The following is a 19,839-nucleotide window of genomic DNA, read 5'->3' on the forward strand; positions in this document are numbered from 1 at the left end:
CCAGAGCCGCACAAGTTCCCGTGAGACTCACACGCCGAGCAAAGCGTGCGCGCGGTCTTCCTCCAGCGCGTCGAGGCGCCCCGCCCAGACCGAGCGCCCCCGGTCGAGGATCACCCCCCGGTCGCAGATCGTCCGCAATTCGGCCAACGACTTGTCGACGATCAGCAGGGACAGGCCGCTTTCGGCCTTGAGCCGGGCCAGCGCCTGCCAGATTTCCTGCCGGACCAGCGGGGCCAGCCCCTCGGTCGCCTCGTCGAGGATCATCAGCCGCGGATTGGTCATCAGCGCGCGCCCGATCGCCAGCATCTGCTGCTCGCCCCCCGACAGCGACCGCGCGACCTGCGCGCGCCGCTCCGCGAGGCGGGGGAAGAGCGCGCTGATGCTGGCCTCGGTCCACGGGCCGGGGCGCGCGGCGGCGATGAGGTTCTCGGTGACGGTCAGGTCGGCAAAGCAGCGCCGCCCCTCGGGGACCAGCCCGACGCCCAGCCGCGCCACGCGATGCGAGGGCAGGCGGCGCAGGTCGCGCCCGTCGAAGCGCATCTCGCCCTGCGACGGCATCATCCGGCAGATCGCCTTGATCGTCGTGCTCTTGCCCATGCCGTTGCGGCCCATCAGCGCCAGCGTCTCGCCCTCGGCCAGCGCCAGGTCCACACCGAACAGCGCCTGCGAGGCGCCATAGCTGGCGGTCAGGTCCGAGACGGTCAGCAGGCTCATGCCGCATCCCCCAGATAGGCGGCGCGCACGGCGGCATTGCGGCGGATCTCATCCGCTGTGCCGGTGGCGATCACACGACCCGAGACCAGCACGCTGATCCGGTCGGCAAGGGCAAAGACCGCGTCCATGTCATGTTCGACCAGCAGGATCGGCGCCTCGGCCTTCAGATCGCGCAAGAGCGGGACAAGCCGCGCGGCGCCCTCCGCCCCAAGGCCCGCCATCGGTTCATCCATCAGGAAGGCCTTGGGGGACAGGGTCAGCGCCACGGCGATCTCCAGCAGGCGGCGCTGGCCATGCGACAACTCGGCGGTGACGGTGGCGGCGTGATCTTCCAGCCCAACCCGGGTCAGCGCCGCCTCGGCCCGCCCCCGCAGCGCAGCGTCCGACAGCGCCGGTCGCCAAAAGCGCCATGGCTGCCGCGCCGCGCCGATCGCCGCCAGCAGGACGTTTTGCAGGACGGTGTCCTGCTGCGCCAACTGGCTGATCTGAAAGGTCCGCGCCAGCCCCTTGCGGGCCCGCGCCGGGACGGGCAGGGCGGTCACGTCTTCTCCATCAAGGAAAACCTGCCCCCGATCCGGGCTGAGCGCCCCGCCGATCTGCGCGATCAGCGTGGATTTGCCCGCCCCGTTCGGACCGATCAGGGCGTGTATCTCGCCTGCGCGCAGGGTCAGGCTGACATCGTCGGTCGCGGTCAGCGCGCCAAACGCCTTGCACAAGCCCCGGGTCGACAGGATCTCAGTCATGCGCCCGCGCCTTCCCGGCGATCAACCCGATGACCCCACCTTGGCCGAACAGCACGATGAGCAGCAACAGCGCGCCAAAGCCGATATGCCAATACTCGGTCAGCGCGCCCAGCCAATGCTCCATCAGCACGAACAGAACCGCCCCCACGACCGGACCAAACAGCCGCGCGGTGCCGCCGAGGATGATGAACACGATGAACTCGCCCGACAGCTGCCAGCTGAACATGGTGGGCGAGACGAAGCGATTCAGATCGGCAAACAGCGCCCCCGCCAGCCCGGTGATCGCGCCGGACAGGGTAAAGGCCAGCAGCCGCAACCGCAGCGGGTCGAGCCCCACGGCCCGCACCCGCTCGGGCGCCTGCCGCGCGGCGTTCAGCGCCAGTCCAAAGGGCGCGCGCCGCAGCCGGGCATGCAGCAGCAACCCCAGCAGCAGGGCCGCAAGGCACAGGCCGTAGAACTGGATCGGGTCCAGCGTGTTCAGCCCGGGAAAGCCGTTGCGGACATAGATGCTCATCCCGTCTTCGCCGCCATAGCGCGCCCATGAAATCGCGAAATAGTAGAACATCTGCCCGAAGGCGAGCGTGATCATGATGAAATACACACCCGAGGTGCGCAGGCTGAGCAGGCCGATGCAGAACGCCGCCAGCGCCGAGGCCAGCACCGCCACCGCCCAGATCACCGGCATGGATTTCGTGCCTTCGAACAGGACGGGCCACTCGAAGAGCGGGACGTAATTCTGCGCGTGCCACGCCAGGATCCCCATCGCATAGCCGCCGATGCCAAAGAACACCGCGTGGCCAAGGCTCACCAGCCCGCCCAACCCCAGCGCGATGTTCAACCCCACGGCGGCCAGCGCAAAGATCACTGCGCGTGTCACGAGCGTGATGGTGAACGGCTCATCCGCCATCACCGCCCAAAGCGGCACGATCACCAATCCCAGCAGGACCAATGCGTTGAGCAGCGCCTCGCGCCCCTGCTTCTTTGGTCCGAAAATACCTCGGGGGTTTGGGGGCTGGCCCCCAATCTGACCTGTGCTCATGCGCGCGCTCCGAACAGCCCGGTCGGGCGCCAGACCAGCACCGCCGCCATCAACACGTAGATCGCGATCTGCGCCAAGGCCGACCCGGCTTGGGTTGCGGCGGATGGCTCCATAACCAGCTTGAACAGTTCCGGCAGGAATATCCGCCCAAGCGTATCGGTCAGCCCCACCAGAAGCGCCCCGATGAAGGCCCCCTTGATCGACCCGATCCCGCCGATGACGATCACGACGAAGGCGAGGATCAGCACAGGCTCCCCCATGCCCACCTGCACCGACTGGATCGCGCCGACCAGCGCACCGGCAAGGCCCGCAAGCGCCGCCCCAAGCGCGAAGACGATGGTGTAAAGCCGCCCGATATCGACACCAAGCGCTGCGATCATCTCGCGGTCATTCTCGCCCGCGCGGATGCGGATGCCCAGCCGGGTGCGCCCGATCAGCCAGAACAGGCCGGCAGCAACCACCAGACCGACGACGATGATGGCGAGGCGATACGCGGGATACTGGATGCCAAGCGGCAGCGCGACCGGGCCGGACAGCGCGTCGGGCACGTCGAGATACAGCGGGAAAGAGCCGAAAACCCAGCGTGTTCCTTCCGAAAAGATCAAGATCAGCGCAAAAGTCGCCAGCACCTGATCCAGATGGTCACGCGCATAGAGCCTGCGGATCACCACCAACTCGATCAGCGCGCCCGCCAGCGCCGCTCCGGCCAGCGCGGCGGCCAGCCCCAGCACGAAAGAGCCGGTCAGCCCGGCCACAGCGGCGGCGCAGAACGCACCGACCATGTAAAGCGACCCGTGGGCGAGATTGATCAGGCCCATGACGCCGAAGATCAGCGTCAGGCCCGCCGCCATCAGGAACAGCATGATGCCGGATTGCAGCCCGTTGAGGACCTGTTCGAGGATCAGGGAGAATGTCATGAATGTCAGCGGGGGCGGGCGAACCCGCCCCCCGATCGCTTACATCTTGCAGTCGCCGACATAGGCGTTGTCGCGGTTTTCCATCGCGGTGGCGACGATCTTGTTCGTAAAGATGTCGCCCTCCTTGATCACCTCGCGCACATAGACGTTCTGGATCGGATGATTGTTCGCTGCAAAGCTGAACGACCCACGCACGCTGTCGAAATCCGCCTCTTTCAACGCCGCCTGAAAGGCCGCATCATCGTTCACATCGGCCTTGTCGATGGCGGACAGCAACAGGTTGGCGGTGTCGAAGCCCTGCGCGGCATAGATCGACGGCAGGCGGTCGTACTTTTCCTCAAAGGCCGCGACGAAGGCCGCGTTGGCGGCGTTGTCGAGGTCCTTGGACCATGTCGAGGAGTTCTTCACCCCCAACGCGGCGTCGCCCACCGCCTGAAGGATCGCCTGATCGAAAGAGAAGGCCGGGCCGACCAACGGCAGGTCGACGCCCGAATCCGCGTATTGCTTGAGGAAGGAAATCCCCATCCCCCCCGGCAGGAAGAAGAACACCGAATCCGCGCCCGAGGCCCGGATCTGCGCGATCTCGGCGGCGTAATCGGTCTGGCCCAGCTGGGTATAGACCTCACCTGCAAGGTCGCCCTCGTAGAACCGCTTGAAGCCGGTCAGGCTGTCCTGCCCCGCCGGGTAGTTGGGCGCCATGATGAAGGTGTTCTTGAACCCGGCCTGCGTGGCATAGGCGCCCGCCCCCTCGTGCAGGTTGTCGTTCTGGTAGGAGACCGAGAAATAGTTGGCGTTGCAGCCCCGGCCCGCCAGTTGCGCCGGTGCCGCGTTGGTCGACAGGTAGAACAGGCCCTGCGCGGTGGCCGAAGGCACGACCGCCATGGCGAGGTTCGACCAGACGATGCCCGTCAGCACGTCCACCTTGTCGGACTGGATCATCTTGTCGGCCAGTTGCACGGCGACGTCCGGCTTGCGCTGGTCGTCCTCCACGATCACCGTGACGTCGTCGCGCCCGGCTGCGTCGATTGCCAGCATGAAGCCGTCGCGCGTGTCGATGCCAAGGCTGGCGCCACCGCCCGACAGGGTGGTGATCATCCCCACCTTGACCTCTGCGGTGGCCGCCGTTGCCAGCGCCGCCACCGCGGTGCCCAATGCCAATGTCCTGAACGTCATGTCCCGTCTCCCCGTTTTTGTCGTGTTTTCAGAATGCCTTGAAGGTCAGCGTGGTCAAGGTCCGCTCGATCCCGTCGATATCCAGCAGGTGATCGTTGATGTATTTGCCCACATCCTCGCCCTCGGGAATGTAGAGCTTGACCAGCAGGTCGTATTCCCCGCTTGTGGAATACAACTCCGAATGGATTTCGCGCAGGGCGATATCGCCCGCGACGCGATAGGCGGTGCCGGGCTTGCAGCGGATCTGGATGAAGACGCAGTTCATGATGCGGGGTCCCCCTGTCGTGTTGCCCCGACTTGACCCGAAAATGCGACGGGAATCCAGTGCAATGATCCTTGTCTTGGACGCCATCCCGCGCGATCCTGTGCCTCAGGAGGTAGCATGACCTGGTCCATCTTGTCCGATACGAAATGCACGCTGGGCGAGGGGCCTTTGTGGCACCCCGAGCGTGGCAGTCTGTTCTGGTTCGATATTCTCGGCCAGCGCCTTTACGAATATGACGGGGTCGAGCGGCACTGGAGCTTTGACCGCCCGGTCTCGGCGGCGGGCTGGGTGTCTCGCGACCGGCTGCTGGTGGCGTCCAGCACCGATCTGAGCCTGTTCGACCTCTCGACCGGCGCGGCGGAGCGGCTTGTCGCGCTGGAGGCCGATCAGCCGGAAACGCGGTCCAATGACGGGCGCGCCGACCCGATGGGCGGGTTCTGGATCGGCACCATGGGATTTGGCTGCGAAGACGGGCTGGGCGCGATCTACCGCTATTACAAGGGGGAGTTGCGCCGCTTGTGGGACAAGGTCACCGTGCCCAATGCGACCTGTTTCGCGCCCGATGGCAGCTTTGCCCTGTTTGCCGATACGCCGCGCGGGCAGGTGTTTCGCGTAGCGCTCGACAAGGATGGCTGGCCAGAGGGCACGCCTTCGGTCTGGCTGGACCTGCGGGAAGAGGGGCTGAACCCGGACGGGGCCGTGATCGATGCCGAGGGGCATTTCTGGAACGCGCAATGGGGGGCCGGGCGGGTGGCCCGCTACGATGCCGATGGCCGCCTCGTCGAGACCCACGACTTGCCGACTGGCCAGACGACCTGCCCGGCCTTCGGGGGGCCGAACCTGTCGGTGCTCTATGTCACGTCGGCGGCGGAAAACACCGACGCCGCGGACCGCCATGCCGGCATGACCTTTGCGCTGGAGACCGGGGCGAAGGGGCAGCCCGAACCGCGCGTGGTGCTGTAGGATGCCGCCTTCGGGGATGCCATGACCGCGGATCGCGACGCCACGAGAGCGGGGGAAACCACCCTCCACCTGCCGCCCGCCGGGGATGCGCAGTTGCGCTTCATCGGTACGATCCGGACGCCCTTCCAGCGCAGGGAGGCGTGCCCGCGTCAGGGCCGCGAGGATGGGCCGGAATGCCGGTTGGAACTGCTGCCGGAACTGGCCGCCGGACTGGACGGGATCGAGGCTTTCGACCGGGTGGAGGTCCTGTATTGGCTGCACCGGGCGCGCCGGGACCTGTTGACCCAAAGTCCGAAATCCGACGGCTGCACGCGCGGGACCTTTGCGTTGCGTTCGCCGTTGCGGCCCAACCCGATCGGTACATCGGTGGTTAAGCTGGTCCGTCGCGACGGGCCAAGCCTGATCGTGCGAGGGCTGGATTGCCTCGATGGGACGCCGCTCTTGGACCTGAAGCCGGTGCGCTGTGCCTATTCGGTGCAGGCGCCGCCAAAGCCGTCGGACAAAGTGGGCTGACGGCGCTCAGGATGCATCGCTGGTGGCGAGGTGCCGTGTCAGCGCGCGCGAGGTCTGCACCCAGCAGGCGGCGATCTTGCGGCGCATCTGAACCAAGTCGTCCATAGCGGCAGTCGGAGCCGCCGACTGGAACTCACGCAACAGGGCGGCCAGCCGCATCGCGCCGAACACGCCGGTGGACCCGGCCATGCGATGCGCCTCTGCCGCCAGTGCCTGACGCGCGTCCTTGTCCGGGCTCAGGGGCATGGCAAGGAACGCGGTCACCTCGGTCGTGACGGTCGCGACCATGTCCGCAAGCTGGGAGTCGGAGAATTCCGTTGCGATATCGGCGAAATGCGCCGCATCGAAGATGGCAAGACCGGTCTTGGCCGCCTTGGTCGGGGCATCCCCCGACGGCGAGATCCGGGCCAGCATATTCAGCAGCGCGGCGCGCGAAATCGGTTTGATCAGCACGTCGTTCATGCCCGCGGCGCGGAACGCGGCCAGTTCATCGGGCATGGCGTGGGCGGTGGTGGCGATGATCGGCACGTTGGTCCCGGAGCGACGGATCTCCTTCGTGGCGGCGACGCCATCCATCACTGGCATCGAGATATCCATCAGGATCACATCGAAGGCCCCTTGCGCAGCCGTTTCAACACCTTGGCCGCCATCATGCGCCTCGGTGACGGTGTGACCGCCGGTTTCCAGCATCTTGCGCACGACCATGCGGTTGATGGCATTGTCCTCGACCACGAGCACGTTCATGGATTTGCCAGCCGGGACGACCTGTTCACCATCCTCCTCCGGGGTTTCAGGCAACTCCTGCGCCGCGTTTTCGGGCGCATCCATGGGCAGGCGCAGCCAGAACAGGCTGCCATCGCCCAATTCGCTTTCGGCCCCCAATTCGCCGCCAAGCGCGGTGGCGAGACGTTGGGAAATGCCAAGCCCCAGCCCCGTTCCGCCGGCCTTTCGGCTATAGGTGCTGTCGATGGTGACAAAATCGCCGAAAATCCGCTCCAGATCCTCCTCGGCGATGCCGACCCCGGTGTCGATGACCCGTAGCTCCACCTCCCTGAGACCCTTGTGGCATTCGGCTTCGAGGGTGATCGTGCCGTTTTGCGTGAACTTGATGGCGTTCGAGATCAGGTTCAGCAAGATCTGTCGCAGGCGATCGGGATCGCTGTAGACCTCGTGCAGGCTGGGGCTGGGCGGGGTCATCAGAAGCTTGTTGCCGTTCTGCTCGGCCTGGATCGATTGGCTTTCGACGATCTCGCGCAGCAGGTCCACGAGGTCGAAGCGGGTCTTTTGCATGCTCATCTTGCCGGCGTCGAGCCGCGAGATGTCGAGCACGTCGTTGACATGTCCCAGCAGAAGCTTGCCAGAACTCTGGATGATCTTCAGGTAGCGTTGCGTCTGGGCATCATAGCTGTCCATGTCCAGCAATTGCAGCGTGCCGAGGATGCCGTTGAGTGGCGTACGCATCTCATGGCTCATGACGGCCAGCAATTCGGCCTTTTTCCGTTCCCCCTCGACGGCGCGGTCGCGGGCGGCCTTGAGCGTCCTTTCGACCCGCACCCGGTCGGAAATGTCGCGGACGAAGCCGATGAAGATTTCGCCGGTTGGGCTGTTGGCCCTTGCCAAGGAAAAATCGACGGGGAAGACATCGCCCCCTTTCCGCTTGGCCTCTAGCTGAACGATTCCCTGGTCGATGACGCGAAATTGCCCGGTATCCAAATATCGCCGCATGCCGGCCTCGTGGCCTTGTCGGAAATGGTCGGGAATGACGAGTTCCGCCATGTCGGCGCCGATCGCCTCCTCCCGGGAATAGCCGAAGATCCGCTCGGCCGCGCCATTGTAATCCTCGATCCTGCCCTGCCTGTTGGTGACGATAACGGCGTCGAGCGAGGTCGAAATGATCGTCTCCATGCGTTTTCGGATCAGGCGGTTATCCGCTAGATCGCGCTCGCGGGCGCGCGCCACGCGCATCAGTGCGACCGCCACGATCAAAAGCAGCGCCACCAACGCCACGGTGAGGACCGCAATGTTGAACAGGGTTCGCGCCACGCTGGCGCGTTGCATGTCGCGGATACTCGAAAAGAATTCGATCCCCTCAAGCGAAATCCGCCGCGCTGCCTGCCGGGCATCGACGGCGTCCTCGGCCAGCGCGGGCAGCGCCGCGAGCAACTGCGCGTCATCGCCATCGATGACCGGTGTCCATGTTTCGAGGAAATCCTGCAGAAAGGCCAGTTGCTCCGCCGTTCTGGGGTTCGAGCGCAGGTCGGAGAAAACCGCGCTGGAGGCCAGGGTCTGGACCCGACTGAAAAACACATCATAGCGCAGCCGGACCTCTGTCAGGTCGGCCTCGTCCGAAAGTGCGTTTTTTAGTGCCGCGATGCGCAGCATCTGCACCTCGGTTTCCGCCTGGGTCATGGCGAACTGGACATTGTCCGACGAGGCCGTGGCGAGGTTTGACATCTGGGTGCGAACATCCAGAACAAGCACGCTGATCGTCGCCACGAAGAGCGACAGGATGAAACCGATGATGCCGCGTCGCACCAGGCTATTGGCATTGAAGATCACATAAGGAATGCGACGCATGGATTCGCCTCCGGAGCCCCGGGCGCCAAGATCAGTCGATCACCTCGATCCGGTCGAGTTGCCAGATGCTGCGGGCATAATAGACCTCTGCCTGAAAACGCGGATCGGAATCGTATGGGTAGATGATCCACAAAGGTCCCTTCTCACGCACGCTCATGGGTTTGCCGTTGCGCGCGTAGGCGATCATCGCGTCGCCGCTGAGCGCATCCTCCATGGGGATGTCGACCGCATAGTCATTGATCGCGCGGGCGCGCAGGTGGCTTCCCTCAAGAGTGAGCAAGTCAATCAAGGTGGACAGCGAAATGCCGGTGAATTCCTGATCGCCATCCGTCCAGATCGTCGAGGTCTGGATCGTCCGGCTTTCGAGGTCGCGCAGCATGTCGAGGTCGAAGGCGACGGTATCGCCGACATTGGCAGCCGCCCCCGAGCCAGTCACGCGCAGGATGACCGGGCCCTCGGGCTTGGCGATTTCGGCTGCGGCGGCCGGCAGGAGAAAATTGATCGACATGCACAGGGCGAGCAGAACGGTACGTGCGAAACTGGTCATGGTCCTTACCTCCGAAAGCAAGACGGGTTGGCAGTTTGTACCGGAAAAACGTGAACGAAGTCATATCGCCATCTGGCTAAGGTGACTATACTTTCGTATATTTTTAGGTGAAAAGATGTGCGCCGCCCTCGTCTTCGGGAGAGAGGTGCAAATACTCTGTTAAGACTGACGGTGTATCGATGGATCAGTCGAGAGTCATATGTCGGGGCCGGGTTTGGCGGTGGAACAGGAACTGGAAAGACGATGATGCGCATCTTGGTTGCCGATGATCATGACCTTGTACGTGAAACGATTGCTGCCTTTCTCGATGGCAGCGATGTCGAAGAGGTGCAGACCGTCGCCACCCTAGAGGATGCCGTCGCTGAGGCAGAGCGGACCGGCAGCTTTGATCTTGTGCTGCTGGATTACAACATGCCCGGCATGAACGGGCTCGAGGGGCTCGATCGGATGAGGCAGGCAAATGCCGGGCGCCCGGTTGCGATCCTGTCGGGCAGTGCCACGCGCGACGTGGCAGAGGCCGCTTTGAAAGCCGGTGCGCAGGGGTTCATCCCCAAGACCCTGAGCGCGCGGTCGTTGCTGACGGCTGCCCGGTTCATGGCTGCGGGCGAGGTCTATGCCCCGATCGAATTTCTGCAGCAACCCGAGGCCGACGAGACGGTGGGCAGTCTGACCAAGCGCGAACAGGATGTCCTGCGCGGCATCTGCGAAGGCAAGTCGAACAAGGAAATCGCGCGCGACCTCGACCTGCAGGAGGTCACGGTCAAGCTGCATGTCAAGACATTGTCGCGCAAGTTGGACGCCCGCAACAGGACCCACGCCGCGATGATCGCCCGGGACCGCGGCCTGACCTGAGCAGTTCGGCGCGCGGTCCCTTCGCCGCAAGCGGCAGGTGTCGTGGGGGGAACTCGCTGGACCAGCATGCGCTTGCGGGGCGCGTTTATTTACGCACAACCAGGCTTGGTGCGCGTTCCGGTCCGTGCGACGGAGAAGACGCCCGGTGTTGCGCGCGCGACCTATCGAGAGGGCGGGAAGCTACACAAACCATCTATGGCACGCGACCGCATCGGCCTGACTTGCCGCGCAATGTTGGCATCCCCCATTGATCCGGTACTGAAACGGGGGAAGTCTCCGCCCATGCTAGACCACCGGATTCGGATTATCCTCGCTTTCGTACTGCACGCCTCCAGTACAGGCGGCCTGCATGTACGCCTGCCCGAAATCCAAGCCGCGCTTGGCATTTCCGAGGCTGTCTACGGGCTTGTCCTGTTGGGCATGCCCGCCGGTGTCCTGTTCGGATCGCTGCTGAGCCCCGGGCAGATCGAACGGTTCGGCCCGAGGCGTGTCATGGCGCTGGGGCTGGTCATGGCGACGGCGTTGCAGATCCTTGCGGCCTTGGCGCCGAACGCCGCGTCGCTCGCCGCCATGATGGCCGTCTATGGCGTGTTTTTCGCCTGCACGAACGTGTCGATCAATGTCGAGGCCAATCGGTTCGAAACCCGGCACGCGGCGAGGATCATGAGCCTGTGCCACGGCTGGTGGGCTTTGGGTTTCCTTGCGACCTCGTTGCTTGCGGCTGGCTGCATCCGGCTCGGGGCGTCGCCGCTTGTCCAGTTCACGGCGCATGCTGCGATCATGGTGGCGCTGACTGCAACCCTAGTGCTTCCGATGCCCGACAGCGGCACGCCGGGACAGCCGCAAGCGCATCGGCGCTTTGCGATCCCAACCCGCGGGGTGGTCTTGATCGGGCTATGGGCGCTTGCCGGTATCCTTCTGGAAGGCGCGACACGGGGCTGGATCGTGATCTACTTGCGCGATGCGCTGGGCGCCGCCGAGGACCTCGCAGCGCTGGCCTTGCCCGCGGTGGTCCTGACGCAGACCGGGGGGCGCTTCGTCGCCGATGCCCTGATCGCCCGGTACGGCGTCGTGACCGTCGCGCGGGTGTCCTCGGTCCTGTTGGGGGTGGGCATCGGCGTCTTGGCCGGGGCGCCGACCGTTCCCATAGCCTTGCTCGGCTGCCTGCTCGTCGGGGGCGGGTTTGCGATCACGATGCCGCAGGGCTTTGCGGCGGCGGGACGGCGACCGGAGCGCCCGCCAACGGAAACCGTCGCGAGCTTTGCAACGCTTGCAACGATGATCGGGTTCGTGGGGCCGCCGCTGTTCGGGCTGCTGGCAGAGACCATTGGCCTGAGAGCGGCATTCGCTTTGCTGTTGCCGGTCACCTTCGTTTCGGTCGCGATGGCCGGGTGCCTCAATCCCACGAGGTCGGGGTGATTTTGGAAGGGGCGCCTGCATTCCGCCAACGCGCGGCCCGGGCGCAGGACTTTGGAGAGGGAGATTTGCGTCCTTTGAGTTTGGCGATCATGTCCGTGTGCCGGGGATCGAGTCACATGATGCCCCCGGGGGCGCGCACGGCATGTCGATGGCGTCAGACTTGTACGAATTCCGGGGGCAGGCTACGAATTCTGCAACCGGTTGCAGCCAGAATGCAGGCCTGAAAGGACGCAAGAGATGACCCAGATCGGCATTGGCATCGTTGGCGGCGGCTACATGGGCAAGGCCCATGCCGTGGCCATGTCCGCCGTGGGGGCCGTGTTCGATACCGCCCTGCGACCCCGGCTGGAAATGGTCGCGGCCTCCAGTCTTGAGAGCGCCACGCGCTACCGGGACCAGTTCGGATTTTTACGCGCGGCGCGCGACTGGCAGGAGCTGGTCGCCGATCCCAAGGTCGAGGCCGTCATCATCGCCGCGCCTCAGGACAGCCACCGGGCCATTGCCGAGGCCGCGTTCGCGCTGGGAAAGCCGGTGTTCTGCGAAAAGCCCTTGGCCGACACCATCGACAGCGCCCGCGCCATGGTCGCGGCGGCCGAGGCGGCGGGTGTCGCCAACATGGTCGGCTTCAACTATATCCGCACGCCTGCCAGCCAGTTCGTCCGGCAGCTCTTGGCCGAGGGCGCCATCGGGCGGGTGACGTGGTTTCGCGGCGAGCATACCGAGGATTTCTATGCCGACCCGACCGCGCCGCGCGGTTGGCGTGGGGTGGGACAGGCCAATGGCAATATGGGCGATCTGGCCCCGCATCCGATCAACGCCGCGCTGGCGCTGATGGGGCCGATCGCGTCGGTCATGGCAGAGGTCGAGACCGTCCATGCCGAACGCCCCGGTGGCCCTGTCACCAATGACGACCATGCCCAGATCATGTGCCGCTTTGCCTCTGGCGTGATGGGGCACATCTATTCCAGCCGCACCGCGACGGGCCGCAAGATGGGCTATGCCTATGAAATCCATGGGACACAGGGCGCGATCCGCTTTGACCAAGAGGATCAGAACGCGGTCTGGCTCTATCGCGCCGAGGGGCCGGAGGCCACGCGCGGCTTCACGAAGATCCTGACCGGTCCGGCGCATCCGGATTACGCGCCCTTTTGCCAAGGGCCGGGGCATGGCACCGGCTATCAGGACCAGATCATCATCGAGGCGCGCGACTTCTTGCGTGCCATCGAGACGGGCAGCGCGGTCTGGCCCAGCTTTCGCGACGGGCTTGCCGTGGCCGAGGTGGTCGAGGCCGTCCTGACATCATCCACCACCCGGCAATGGGTGCCGGTCACGCAGGTCTGAGAGGGCATCATGGCAATTCGCATCGGCAACGCGCCCTGTTCGTGGGGCGTCGAATTCGCGGGTGACCCGCGCAACCCAAGTTGGCGCAGCGTGCTGAGCGATTGCGCGGCGGCGGGTTACAAAGGCATCGAACTGGGTCCCGTGGGTTTCATGCCCGAGGACCCGGCAGAACTGGGCGAGGCGCTGGACGAATACGGGCTCGAGCTGATCGGCGGCGTGGTCTTTCGCCCCTTTCACGACCCGAACAAGTGGGACGAGGTCATGGATGGCGCGATCCGCACCTGCAAGGCCTTGCAGGCGCATGGGGCGCGGCATTTCGTGCTGATCGACTCGATCTCGCCCCGGCGCGCGCCCACTGCGGGCCGGGCGGCGGAGGCCGAGCAGATGGACCCCGCCGAATGGGCGGCCTATCGCGACCGGCTCGTGACCATCGCGCGCATGGGCGCCGAGGACTACGGGCTGATCCCGGAACTTCACCCACATGCGGGCGGCTTCATGGATTTCGAGCCGGAGGTCGAACGCCTGCTGTCCGAGGTCGATCCCGACCTGCTGAAGCTGTGCATCGACACCGGCCATTGCACCTATGCGGGCTTCGATCCGGTGGCCTTCATGAAACGGCACATGGACCGGATCACCTATGTGCATTTCAAATCCACCGATCCACAGGTCAAGGCGCAGGCGATTGCCAATCGCACAGGCTTCTACGATGCCTGCGGGCAGGGCATTTTCTGCAACCTGTCCGAGGGTGAGGTCGACTTTCCTGCGGTGCGGCAGGTGCTCTTGGACAGCGGCTATCAGGGCTGGTGCACCATCGAGCAGGATTGCGACCCGACGCTGGACCCGGACCCGGCTGGCGATGCCCGCAAGAACCGCGAATACCTTGAAAGCATTGGCTTCAACTGAGGGCACACGGCCATGGCAAAACTGAAATGGGGGATGATCGGCGGCGGCGAAGGAAGCCAGATCGGCCCGGCGCACCGCTTGGGCGCGCAGGCGGATGGGCGGTTCGACTTTGTCGCGGGCGCGCTGGATCATCGCGCCGATGTGGGCCGCGCTTATGCGCAAAGCCTTGGCATCGCGGCAAACCGCGCCTATGGCGATTGGCGCGAGATGCTGGACCGCGAAAAGGCGCGGGCCGACCGCTTGGACCTCGTGACCGTCGCCACCCCCAACGCCACCCATTTCGAGATCACAAAGGCCTTTCTCGAGGCCGGGTTCAATGTGCTGTGCGAAAAGCCGATGACCATGACCGTCGAAGAGGGCGAGGACATCGTGCGCGTGGCAAAGGCCTCGGGCAAGATCTGCGCGGTAAACTACTGCTACTCCGCCTATCCGATGATCCGGCAGGCCCGCGCCATGGTCGCGGCGGGCGAGATCGGCAAGGTGCGGCTGGTCGTCACGAACTTCAGCCATGGCCACCACGGCGATGCCACCGACGCCGACAATCCGCGCGTGCGCTGGCGCTATGATCCGGCCATGGCGGGTGTCTCTGGTCAGTTCGCCGATTGCGGCATCCATGCGCTGCATATGGCCAGCTTCATCACCGGTGATCAGGTCGAAAAGCTGTCCGCCGATTTCGCCTCGACCATCCCCTCGCGCGCGTTGGAAGATGACGCGATGGTCAATTTCCGCATGTCGGGCGGCACGGTCGGGCGACTCTGGACGTCCTCCGTGGCGATCGGGCGGCAGCACGGGTTCGACATTCAGGTGTTTGGCGAGACGGGCGGTCTGCGATGGGCTTCGGAGCAGCCGAACCAGCTGATCTACACCCCCGTCGGAGGGCGTACCCAGATCATCGAGAAGGGCGAAGGCGGCCTGCATCCCGACGCGCAACGTCTGTCCCGCGTCGCCATCGCCCACCCCGAGGGCTTTCCGCTGGCCGTGGCCAACATCTATTGCGACCTCGCGGATGCCATCCGGGGCGAGGTGCGGAATGGTCTGCCGAATGCCGAAGACGGGGCAAGGTCGATGGCGGCGGTCCATGCGGCGGTGGACTCGGCCCGTCAGGGCGGCGCATGGGTGGACGCTCGCCCGCCGATGTTCCGTTAGGGCGCAGGGCAGGACGCCGGCTTCGACCGGACGGTTTGGGTCAGTCAAAAGGGCGCTGATCAGATCGACCGAGGACCAAACGTTCTCGGGGATCGGCTGGCGGCTCGCGGTCAGGGCGATGTTCTCTTAACCCGGCACGGTCAATGCGCTGGCGGGTGAGGGGCTTTCGGGATCAGCCAAGTGCGAGCGGTCGCCCCGACGCGGCCGGCACAGGTGGCCTCGATCCGGTGACGCCAAACTCAAGGGGCCCGTGCCATCCCTTGAAGATTGCACGGACCGGGGTGGCGCGCTAAGCCTGAGTGACGCAATTCCGTCATGGAGGCCGTCATGGCGCGTCGCCCCACCACTCAGGACGTGGCCCGCGAGGCGGGGGTCAGCGTCACCACCGTCGACCGCGCGCTGAACGGGCGCGCGAAGGTCCGCGAAGAGACCCTGCGCAAGATCGCGCAGGCGGCGCACAAACTCGGCTACCACGCCCGCGGCCTGATCGAGCAGAATCTCGATGCCACGATCCCCGAGATGACCTTTGGCTTCTTGTTCATCAAGAAAAGCCAAGAGTTCTACCAGAACTTCGCCCGTGAGGTCGAACAAGCCGTCGCAGCCCGGACCGATATCCGGGGAAAGGCTGTGGTGCGTTTTGCCTCGTCGCAAAGCCCCGTGGATTTCGTCACAGGGTTGGAAAGCCTGTCGCAGTGCGATGCGATTGCCGCGACGGCCGTGAACCACCACTTGTTGACCCAGACCGTCGCCGACCTGAAGCAGAAAGGCGTTCCGGTCTTTTCCCTGCTCAACGATTTCGCACAGGGCACGCGGCGCAGCTATCTTGGTATGAACAATATGAAAGTCGGGCGTGTGGCGGCTTGGATGATGACCAAGACGCTGCCGCAACCGGGCAAGTTGGCGATCTTTGTGGGCGGCAACCGGTGGCACGGGCATGACCTGCGCGAGGTGGGCTTTCGATCCCACGTGCGGGAAAATGCGCCCGCCTTTTCCGTGCTCGACACGCTTGTTAACCTCGAAACGCGGCAACTGACCTACGAGGCGACCATCGACCTTCTTCGCCGCCATCCCGATCTCAAGGGCATCTACGTGGCCGGGGGCGGAATGGAGGGCGCGATCGCCGCCCTGAGGGAATTGCATGCCAGTCCGCGCGTTGCGCTTGTTGTCAATGAAGTCACGAAAGAGAGCAGCGCCGCCTTGATGGACGGCTATGCGCTGATGGCGATCTGCACGCCACTTCCCGCGCTCTGTACCGATCTGGTGGCACATATGGTCCGCTCCGTGCGCGAGGGGGATGATGGTATTTCGGGTCAGCATTTCCTCGATCCGCAGCTCGTCCTGCCGGAAATGTTATAATGACGGTATTGCGTCATACTGTGAGCACCGAAAAACGTCATTTGTGACGGAATACGTGGCGTGGCGCGTTGACTGAATCGCTTTGATCCATTCACCGTGCCGCCGAAGACGCTGCCGTGACATCGCCTGCGTAGTGGACAGGATGAATTTTGCACGCAACCAGATGCCGGTCCTTGGCAAGGACGTCCCGGGCGAAGACGTCGTGGCGCAGATCACGGGGGCAGAGAGCCAGCCGGAATACGTTGGCGCAGCCTGACTCATGGCCCGATTCTCAGGGCCTTCACCTGTCACCGCAGGCGCAGTATTGCGGTGCATATCCGGGCCATGCCCGTCTCACATCGCGAGGAAGTCCATGACAGTCAAATTCGGTGTTCTCGGCGCAGGCCGGATCGGGCAGGTCCATGCCCGTGCCATTGCCTCGGTGCCCGGTGCGACGCTCGTCGCGGTCGCGGATGCGGTCGAGGCCGCAGCGCAGGCGCTGCAGGATCAATACGGCTGCGAGATCCGCACCATCGATGAAATCCGGGAGGCTGATGACGTTGATGCAGTCATCATCTGCACGCCCACCGACACCCATGCCGACCTGATCGAAGCCTTCGTCAAGGCTGGCAAGGCGGTGTTCTGCGAAAAGCCCGTCGATCTGGACGTCGCCCGCGCCCGTCAGGTGATCGAAACCGTCGCCGCCGAAAACGGCACCTTGATGGTCGGCTTCCAGCGCCGCTTCGACCCGGATTTCCGCGCGCTGAAGGCCGCGATCGATGAGGGCCGCATCGGCGAGGTCGAGATGGTCACGCTGACCTCGCGCGATCCCGGCGCGCCGCCGCCCGCCTATATCCAAAGCTCCGGCGGCATCTTCCGCGATATGACGATCCACGATTTCGACGTGGCGCGCTGGCTCTTGGGCGAGGAGGTGGAAACGGTGATCGCGCAGGCCTCGGTCCTGACCGATCCCGAGATCGGCAAGCTGGGCGATTATGACAGCGTCAACGTGATCCTGCGCACGGCCTCGGGCAAGCAATGCACCATCACGAATAGCCGCCGCGCCACCTATGGCTACGACCAGCGGATCGAGGTGCATGGCTCGGCGGGGTCGATCTCGGCGATGAACCACCGCGAGGCGAATATCGAGATCGCCACTGGTGACGGCTACACCAAGCCACCGCTGCTGAACTTCTTCATGTCGCGCTACACTGCCGCCTATGCCGCCGAAATCGCGGCCTTTGTGGAGGCGCTTCGAACCGGCGCACCGATGCCGACGACCGGTCTGGACGGGCTGCGCGCGCTGGAACTGGCAGATGCCGCTTTGCAGTCCGCAAAGACAGGCCAAGCCGTCAGCTTGTCCGCACGCTGAAACGATACCCCGCGCCGGGTCCCAAGTGATCCGGTGCACTTACTGACGGGAGCCCCCAATGACAAAACCATTGGACGTAATCACGATAGGCCGCGCCGGTGTCGATCTGTACGGCGCACAAGTCGGCGGGCGGTTGGAGGACATGTCGTCCTTTGACAAATACATTGGTGGCTCGCCGACGAATATTGCCTGCGGGACGGCACGGCTGGGGCTGCGCTCGGCGCTGATCAGCCGCGTGGGCGACGAGCATATGGGGCGGTTCATCCTTGAACAGCTGCGGCGGGAGGGGGTCGAGACCAAAGGCGTCGTAACCGATCCCGACCGGCTGACCGCGCTGGTGATCCTTGGCATCCGCGATCAGGAACAGTTTCCGCTGATCTTCTATCGCGAAAATTGCGCCGACATGGCGCTGTGCGAAGAGGATATCGACCCCGAGTTCATCACATCTGCCCGGTCCGTGGTGCCGACGGGGACGCATCTGTCGAACGAACGGACGCGGGCGGCGGTGCTGAAGGCGCTGACGATTGCGCGCGAGAATGGGGTCAGGACCGCTTTGGACATCGACTATCGCCCGAACCTCTGGGGCGTGTTGGGGCATGGCGATGGCGAGAGCCGCTTTGCCGAAAGCGCCGAGGTGACGGCGCAGTTGCAGGCGACTCTGCACCTGTTCGACCTGATCGTCGGCACCGAAGAAGAGTTTCACATCGCGGGTGGCACAACCGACACCATTGCGGCGCTGCGGGCCGTGCGCGCGGTGTCGAAGGCCACGCTCGTCTGCAAGCGCGGGCCGATGGGGGCCGTGGCGTTCGAAGGCGACATTCCCGACAGTCTGGACGAGGGCCAGACCGGCCCCGGCTTCCCCATCGAGGTGTTCAACGTGCTCGGCGCGGGCGATGGGTTCATGTCCGGGCTGCTCAAGGGCTGGCTGGATGGCGAGCCTTGGCCCGTCGCGCTGAAATACGCCAATGCCTGCGGGGCCTTTGCCGTGTCGCGGCATGGCTGCACCCCGGCCTATCCCAGCTGGGAGGAACTGCAGTTCTTCTTTGACCGCGGCGTGGTGCAGCCGGACCTGCGCAACGATGCAGAGTTGGAGCAGGTGCATTGGGCCACGACCCGCCACACCCGCCCCGGCGTGCGGGGCGAAGTGCTGCGGACCTTTGCCTTTGACCACCGGATTCAACTGGAGGAGATGGCGGGGTATACGCCAGAGAAGGGAAGTGATTTCAAGGAGTTGTGCCTCGATGCGGCCTTGCAGGTGCAAGCGGGGCGCGACGGCTATGGCATCCTGTGTGACAACCGGATCGGCCGGTCGGCGCTGCACCGGGCCAGCGGTTCGGGCCTGTGGATCGGCCGCCCGACCGAGGCGCCCGGCTCGCGCCCGATCCAGTTCGAGAAGGACCTTGGGATCGACTTTGGCCGCCTGAAGGAATGGGCGGTCGAGGATGTGGTCAAGCTGCTGGTCTTCTGCCACCCGGACGACGACGCGACCCTGCGCGCCTTGCAGGAGGAACGCGTCCTGCGCCTGTTCACGGCGGCGCGGCGGGCGGGGCTGGAGTTCCTACTGGAGGTGATCCCATCCAAGGTCGGCCCGGTGGATGACACGACGACGGCGACCTTGATCCAGCAGTTCTATGACGCGGGCGTGCGCCCCGACTGGTGGAAGCTGGAGCCGTTCAAGACCGACGCCGCTTGGGCCAATGCGGTCGCTGCAATCGAGGCAAACGACCCGCGCACCCGTGGCATCGTGGTGCTGGGGCTGGATGCGCCCGAGGACGAGCTGGCGGCCAGCTTTGCGCTGGCGGCGAAACAACCGTTGGTTAAGGGGTTTGCCGTGGGCCGGACGATCTTTGGCGAGGCGGCGCGGGCTTGGATGGCGGGTGACATGAGCGATGCCGACGCGGTTGCGCTGATGGCGGACCGCTACCAGCGGCTGTGCGACATCTGGGACAGCGCGCGGGGCTGACGGGGGAGGGGGCGCTGCCCCCGCTCCTTCGGAGCCCCCCGAGGTATTTGGGGACCA

At 64.9% G+C, this 19,839-nt stretch carries 18 protein-coding genes; 10 read left to right on the forward strand and 8 right to left on the reverse strand.

The window, feature by feature from the left end:
- Positions 1-27 precede the first annotated feature (27 nt).
- The 6 genes from D8Z78_RS13550 to D8Z78_RS13575 are packed head-to-tail and all read right to left on the reverse strand — an operon-like array spanning position 28 to position 4,854.
- Entirely contained in the window at positions 28-714 is a 687-nt protein-coding gene (locus D8Z78_RS13550; protein WP_121630804.1) for an ABC transporter ATP-binding protein, read from the reverse strand.
- Positions 711-1,457 (reverse strand): ABC transporter ATP-binding protein, encoded by a 747-nt coding sequence (locus D8Z78_RS13555; protein ID WP_121630805.1) that lies wholly within the window; start codon positions 1,455-1,457, stop codon positions 711-713. Before D8Z78_RS13555 ends, D8Z78_RS13550 begins: the two co-directional genes overlap by 4 nt.
- Positions 1,450-2,496: a branched-chain amino acid ABC transporter permease gene (locus D8Z78_RS13560; protein ID WP_121630806.1), complete on the reverse strand. Its 1,047-nt coding sequence runs from the start codon at positions 2,494-2,496 to the stop codon at positions 1,450-1,452. The genes D8Z78_RS13555 and D8Z78_RS13560 overlap by 8 nt, the downstream gene beginning before the upstream one ends.
- Positions 2,493-3,413 carry a branched-chain amino acid ABC transporter permease gene (locus D8Z78_RS13565; RefSeq protein WP_121630807.1) on the reverse strand — a complete coding sequence of 307 codons (921 nt, stop codon included), beginning with the start codon at positions 3,411-3,413 and terminating at the stop codon, positions 2,493-2,495. Before D8Z78_RS13565 ends, D8Z78_RS13560 begins: the two co-directional genes overlap by 4 nt.
- A gap of 39 nt (positions 3,414-3,452) precedes the next feature.
- Positions 3,453-4,586 (reverse strand): ABC transporter substrate-binding protein, encoded by a 1,134-nt coding sequence (locus D8Z78_RS13570; protein ID WP_121630808.1) that lies wholly within the window; start codon positions 4,584-4,586, stop codon positions 3,453-3,455.
- A gap of 28 nt (positions 4,587-4,614) precedes the next feature.
- Positions 4,615-4,854, reverse strand: coding sequence for an Lrp/AsnC ligand binding domain-containing protein (locus D8Z78_RS13575; protein WP_121630840.1), 240 nt, complete (start codon positions 4,852-4,854; stop codon positions 4,615-4,617).
- Positions 4,855-4,968: 114 nt separating this feature from the next.
- Between D8Z78_RS13575 and D8Z78_RS13580 the strand changes: the two genes are divergently transcribed.
- A complete protein-coding gene (locus D8Z78_RS13580; protein WP_121630809.1) occupies positions 4,969-5,814 on the forward strand; it encodes an SMP-30/gluconolactonase/LRE family protein in 846 nt (281 codons plus the stop codon).
- A gap of 21 nt (positions 5,815-5,835) precedes the next feature.
- Positions 5,836-6,327: a tRNA (N6-threonylcarbamoyladenosine(37)-N6)-methyltransferase TrmO gene (gene tsaA, locus D8Z78_RS13585; protein WP_121630810.1), complete on the forward strand. Its 492-nt coding sequence runs from the start codon at positions 5,836-5,838 to the stop codon at positions 6,325-6,327.
- A 6-nt stretch (positions 6,328-6,333) separates the two neighbouring features.
- On the opposite strand, the gene D8Z78_RS13590 is transcribed toward tsaA, so the two are convergent.
- On the reverse strand, positions 6,334-8,904 hold the full coding sequence (locus D8Z78_RS13590) for a hybrid sensor histidine kinase/response regulator (protein WP_121630811.1): 2,571 nt from the start codon (positions 8,902-8,904) through the stop codon (positions 6,334-6,336).
- Positions 8,905-8,935: 31 nt separating this feature from the next.
- A complete protein-coding gene (locus D8Z78_RS13595; RefSeq protein ID WP_121630812.1) occupies positions 8,936-9,451 on the reverse strand; it encodes a putative pterin-binding protein in 516 nt (171 codons plus the stop codon).
- Positions 9,452-9,697: 246 nt separating this feature from the next.
- On the opposite strand from D8Z78_RS13595, the gene D8Z78_RS13600 reads away from it, so the two are divergent.
- The 8 genes from D8Z78_RS13600 to D8Z78_RS13635 all read left to right on the forward strand — a co-directional run bounded on the left by D8Z78_RS13600 (position 9,698) and on the right by D8Z78_RS13635 (position 19,782).
- Positions 9,698-10,303, forward strand: a complete 606-nt coding sequence (locus D8Z78_RS13600; protein ID WP_121630841.1) for a response regulator — start codon at positions 9,698-9,700, stop codon at positions 10,301-10,303.
- Positions 10,304-10,585: 282 nt separating this feature from the next.
- Complete coding sequence (locus D8Z78_RS13605; RefSeq protein ID WP_164932966.1) at positions 10,586-11,722, forward strand: MFS transporter; 1,137 nt, start codon at positions 10,586-10,588, stop codon at positions 11,720-11,722.
- 237 nt (positions 11,723-11,959) lie between these two features.
- A complete protein-coding gene (locus D8Z78_RS13610) occupies positions 11,960-13,063 on the forward strand; it encodes a Gfo/Idh/MocA family protein (RefSeq protein ID WP_121630814.1) in 1,104 nt (367 codons plus the stop codon).
- A gap of 9 nt (positions 13,064-13,072) precedes the next feature.
- The gene (locus tag D8Z78_RS13615; protein WP_121630815.1) at positions 13,073-13,966 is read left to right on the forward strand and encodes a TIM barrel protein; all 894 of its coding nucleotides are present in this window, start codon (positions 13,073-13,075) and stop codon (positions 13,964-13,966) included.
- Between the two features lie 12 nt (positions 13,967-13,978).
- On the forward strand, positions 13,979-15,112 hold the full coding sequence (locus D8Z78_RS13620; RefSeq protein WP_121630816.1) for a Gfo/Idh/MocA family protein: 1,134 nt from the start codon (positions 13,979-13,981) through the stop codon (positions 15,110-15,112).
- A gap of 327 nt (positions 15,113-15,439) precedes the next feature.
- Entirely contained in the window at positions 15,440-16,468 is a 1,029-nt protein-coding gene (locus D8Z78_RS13625) for a LacI family DNA-binding transcriptional regulator (RefSeq protein ID WP_121630842.1), read from the forward strand.
- A gap of 352 nt (positions 16,469-16,820) precedes the next feature.
- Positions 16,821-17,819, forward strand: coding sequence for an inositol 2-dehydrogenase (gene iolG / locus D8Z78_RS13630; RefSeq protein WP_240672118.1), 999 nt, complete (start codon positions 16,821-16,823; stop codon positions 17,817-17,819).
- Positions 17,820-17,877: 58 nt separating this feature from the next.
- Positions 17,878-19,782, forward strand: a complete 1,905-nt coding sequence (locus D8Z78_RS13635; protein ID WP_121630818.1) for a bifunctional 5-dehydro-2-deoxygluconokinase/5-dehydro-2-deoxyphosphogluconate aldolase — start codon at positions 17,878-17,880, stop codon at positions 19,780-19,782.
- Positions 19,783-19,839: the final 57 nt, after the last annotated feature.

This window comes from Tropicibacter alexandrii (genome assembly GCF_003667315.2).
GTDB classification, from domain to species: domain Bacteria; phylum Pseudomonadota; class Alphaproteobacteria; order Rhodobacterales; family Rhodobacteraceae; genus Tropicibacter; species Tropicibacter alexandrii.

What these genes read in the sequence shown, in the direction of transcription:
- D8Z78_RS13570 (WP_121630808.1), bottom strand. Translation starts at nt 4,586, where the DNA reads ATGACGTTCAGGACATTGGCATTGGGCACCGCGGTGGCGGCGCTGGCA.
- D8Z78_RS13615 (WP_121630815.1), top strand. Translation starts at nt 13,073, where the DNA reads ATGGCAATTCGCATCGGCAACGCGCCCTGTTCGTGGGGCGTCGAATTC.
- D8Z78_RS13635 (WP_121630818.1), top strand. Translation starts at nt 17,878, where the DNA reads ATGACAAAACCATTGGACGTAATCACGATAGGCCGCGCCGGTGTCGAT.
- tsaA (WP_121630810.1), top strand. Translation starts at nt 5,836, where the DNA reads ATGACCGCGGATCGCGACGCCACGAGAGCGGGGGAAACCACCCTCCAC.
- D8Z78_RS13595 (WP_121630812.1), bottom strand. Translation starts at nt 9,451, where the DNA reads ATGACCAGTTTCGCACGTACCGTTCTGCTCGCCCTGTGCATGTCGATC.
- D8Z78_RS13625 (WP_121630842.1), top strand. Translation starts at nt 15,440, where the DNA reads ATGGCGCGTCGCCCCACCACTCAGGACGTGGCCCGCGAGGCGGGGGTC.
- D8Z78_RS13600 (WP_121630841.1), top strand. Translation starts at nt 9,698, where the DNA reads ATGCGCATCTTGGTTGCCGATGATCATGACCTTGTACGTGAAACGATT.
- D8Z78_RS13610 (WP_121630814.1), top strand. Translation starts at nt 11,960, where the DNA reads ATGACCCAGATCGGCATTGGCATCGTTGGCGGCGGCTACATGGGCAAG.
- D8Z78_RS13555 (WP_121630805.1), bottom strand. Translation starts at nt 1,457, where the DNA reads ATGACTGAGATCCTGTCGACCCGGGGCTTGTGCAAGGCGTTTGGCGCG.
- D8Z78_RS13550 (WP_121630804.1), bottom strand. Translation starts at nt 714, where the DNA reads ATGAGCCTGCTGACCGTCTCGGACCTGACCGCCAGCTATGGCGCCTCG.
- iolG (WP_240672118.1), top strand. Translation starts at nt 16,821, where the DNA reads ATGACAGTCAAATTCGGTGTTCTCGGCGCAGGCCGGATCGGGCAGGTC.
- D8Z78_RS13620 (WP_121630816.1), top strand. Translation starts at nt 13,979, where the DNA reads ATGGCAAAACTGAAATGGGGGATGATCGGCGGCGGCGAAGGAAGCCAG.
- D8Z78_RS13565 (WP_121630807.1), bottom strand. Translation starts at nt 3,413, where the DNA reads ATGACATTCTCCCTGATCCTCGAACAGGTCCTCAACGGGCTGCAATCC.
- D8Z78_RS13580 (WP_121630809.1), top strand. Translation starts at nt 4,969, where the DNA reads ATGACCTGGTCCATCTTGTCCGATACGAAATGCACGCTGGGCGAGGGG.
- D8Z78_RS13560 (WP_121630806.1), bottom strand. Translation starts at nt 2,496, where the DNA reads ATGAGCACAGGTCAGATTGGGGGCCAGCCCCCAAACCCCCGAGGTATT.
- D8Z78_RS13590 (WP_121630811.1), bottom strand. Translation starts at nt 8,904, where the DNA reads ATGCGTCGCATTCCTTATGTGATCTTCAATGCCAATAGCCTGGTGCGA.
- D8Z78_RS13605 (WP_164932966.1), top strand. Translation starts at nt 10,586, where the DNA reads ATGCTAGACCACCGGATTCGGATTATCCTCGCTTTCGTACTGCACGCC.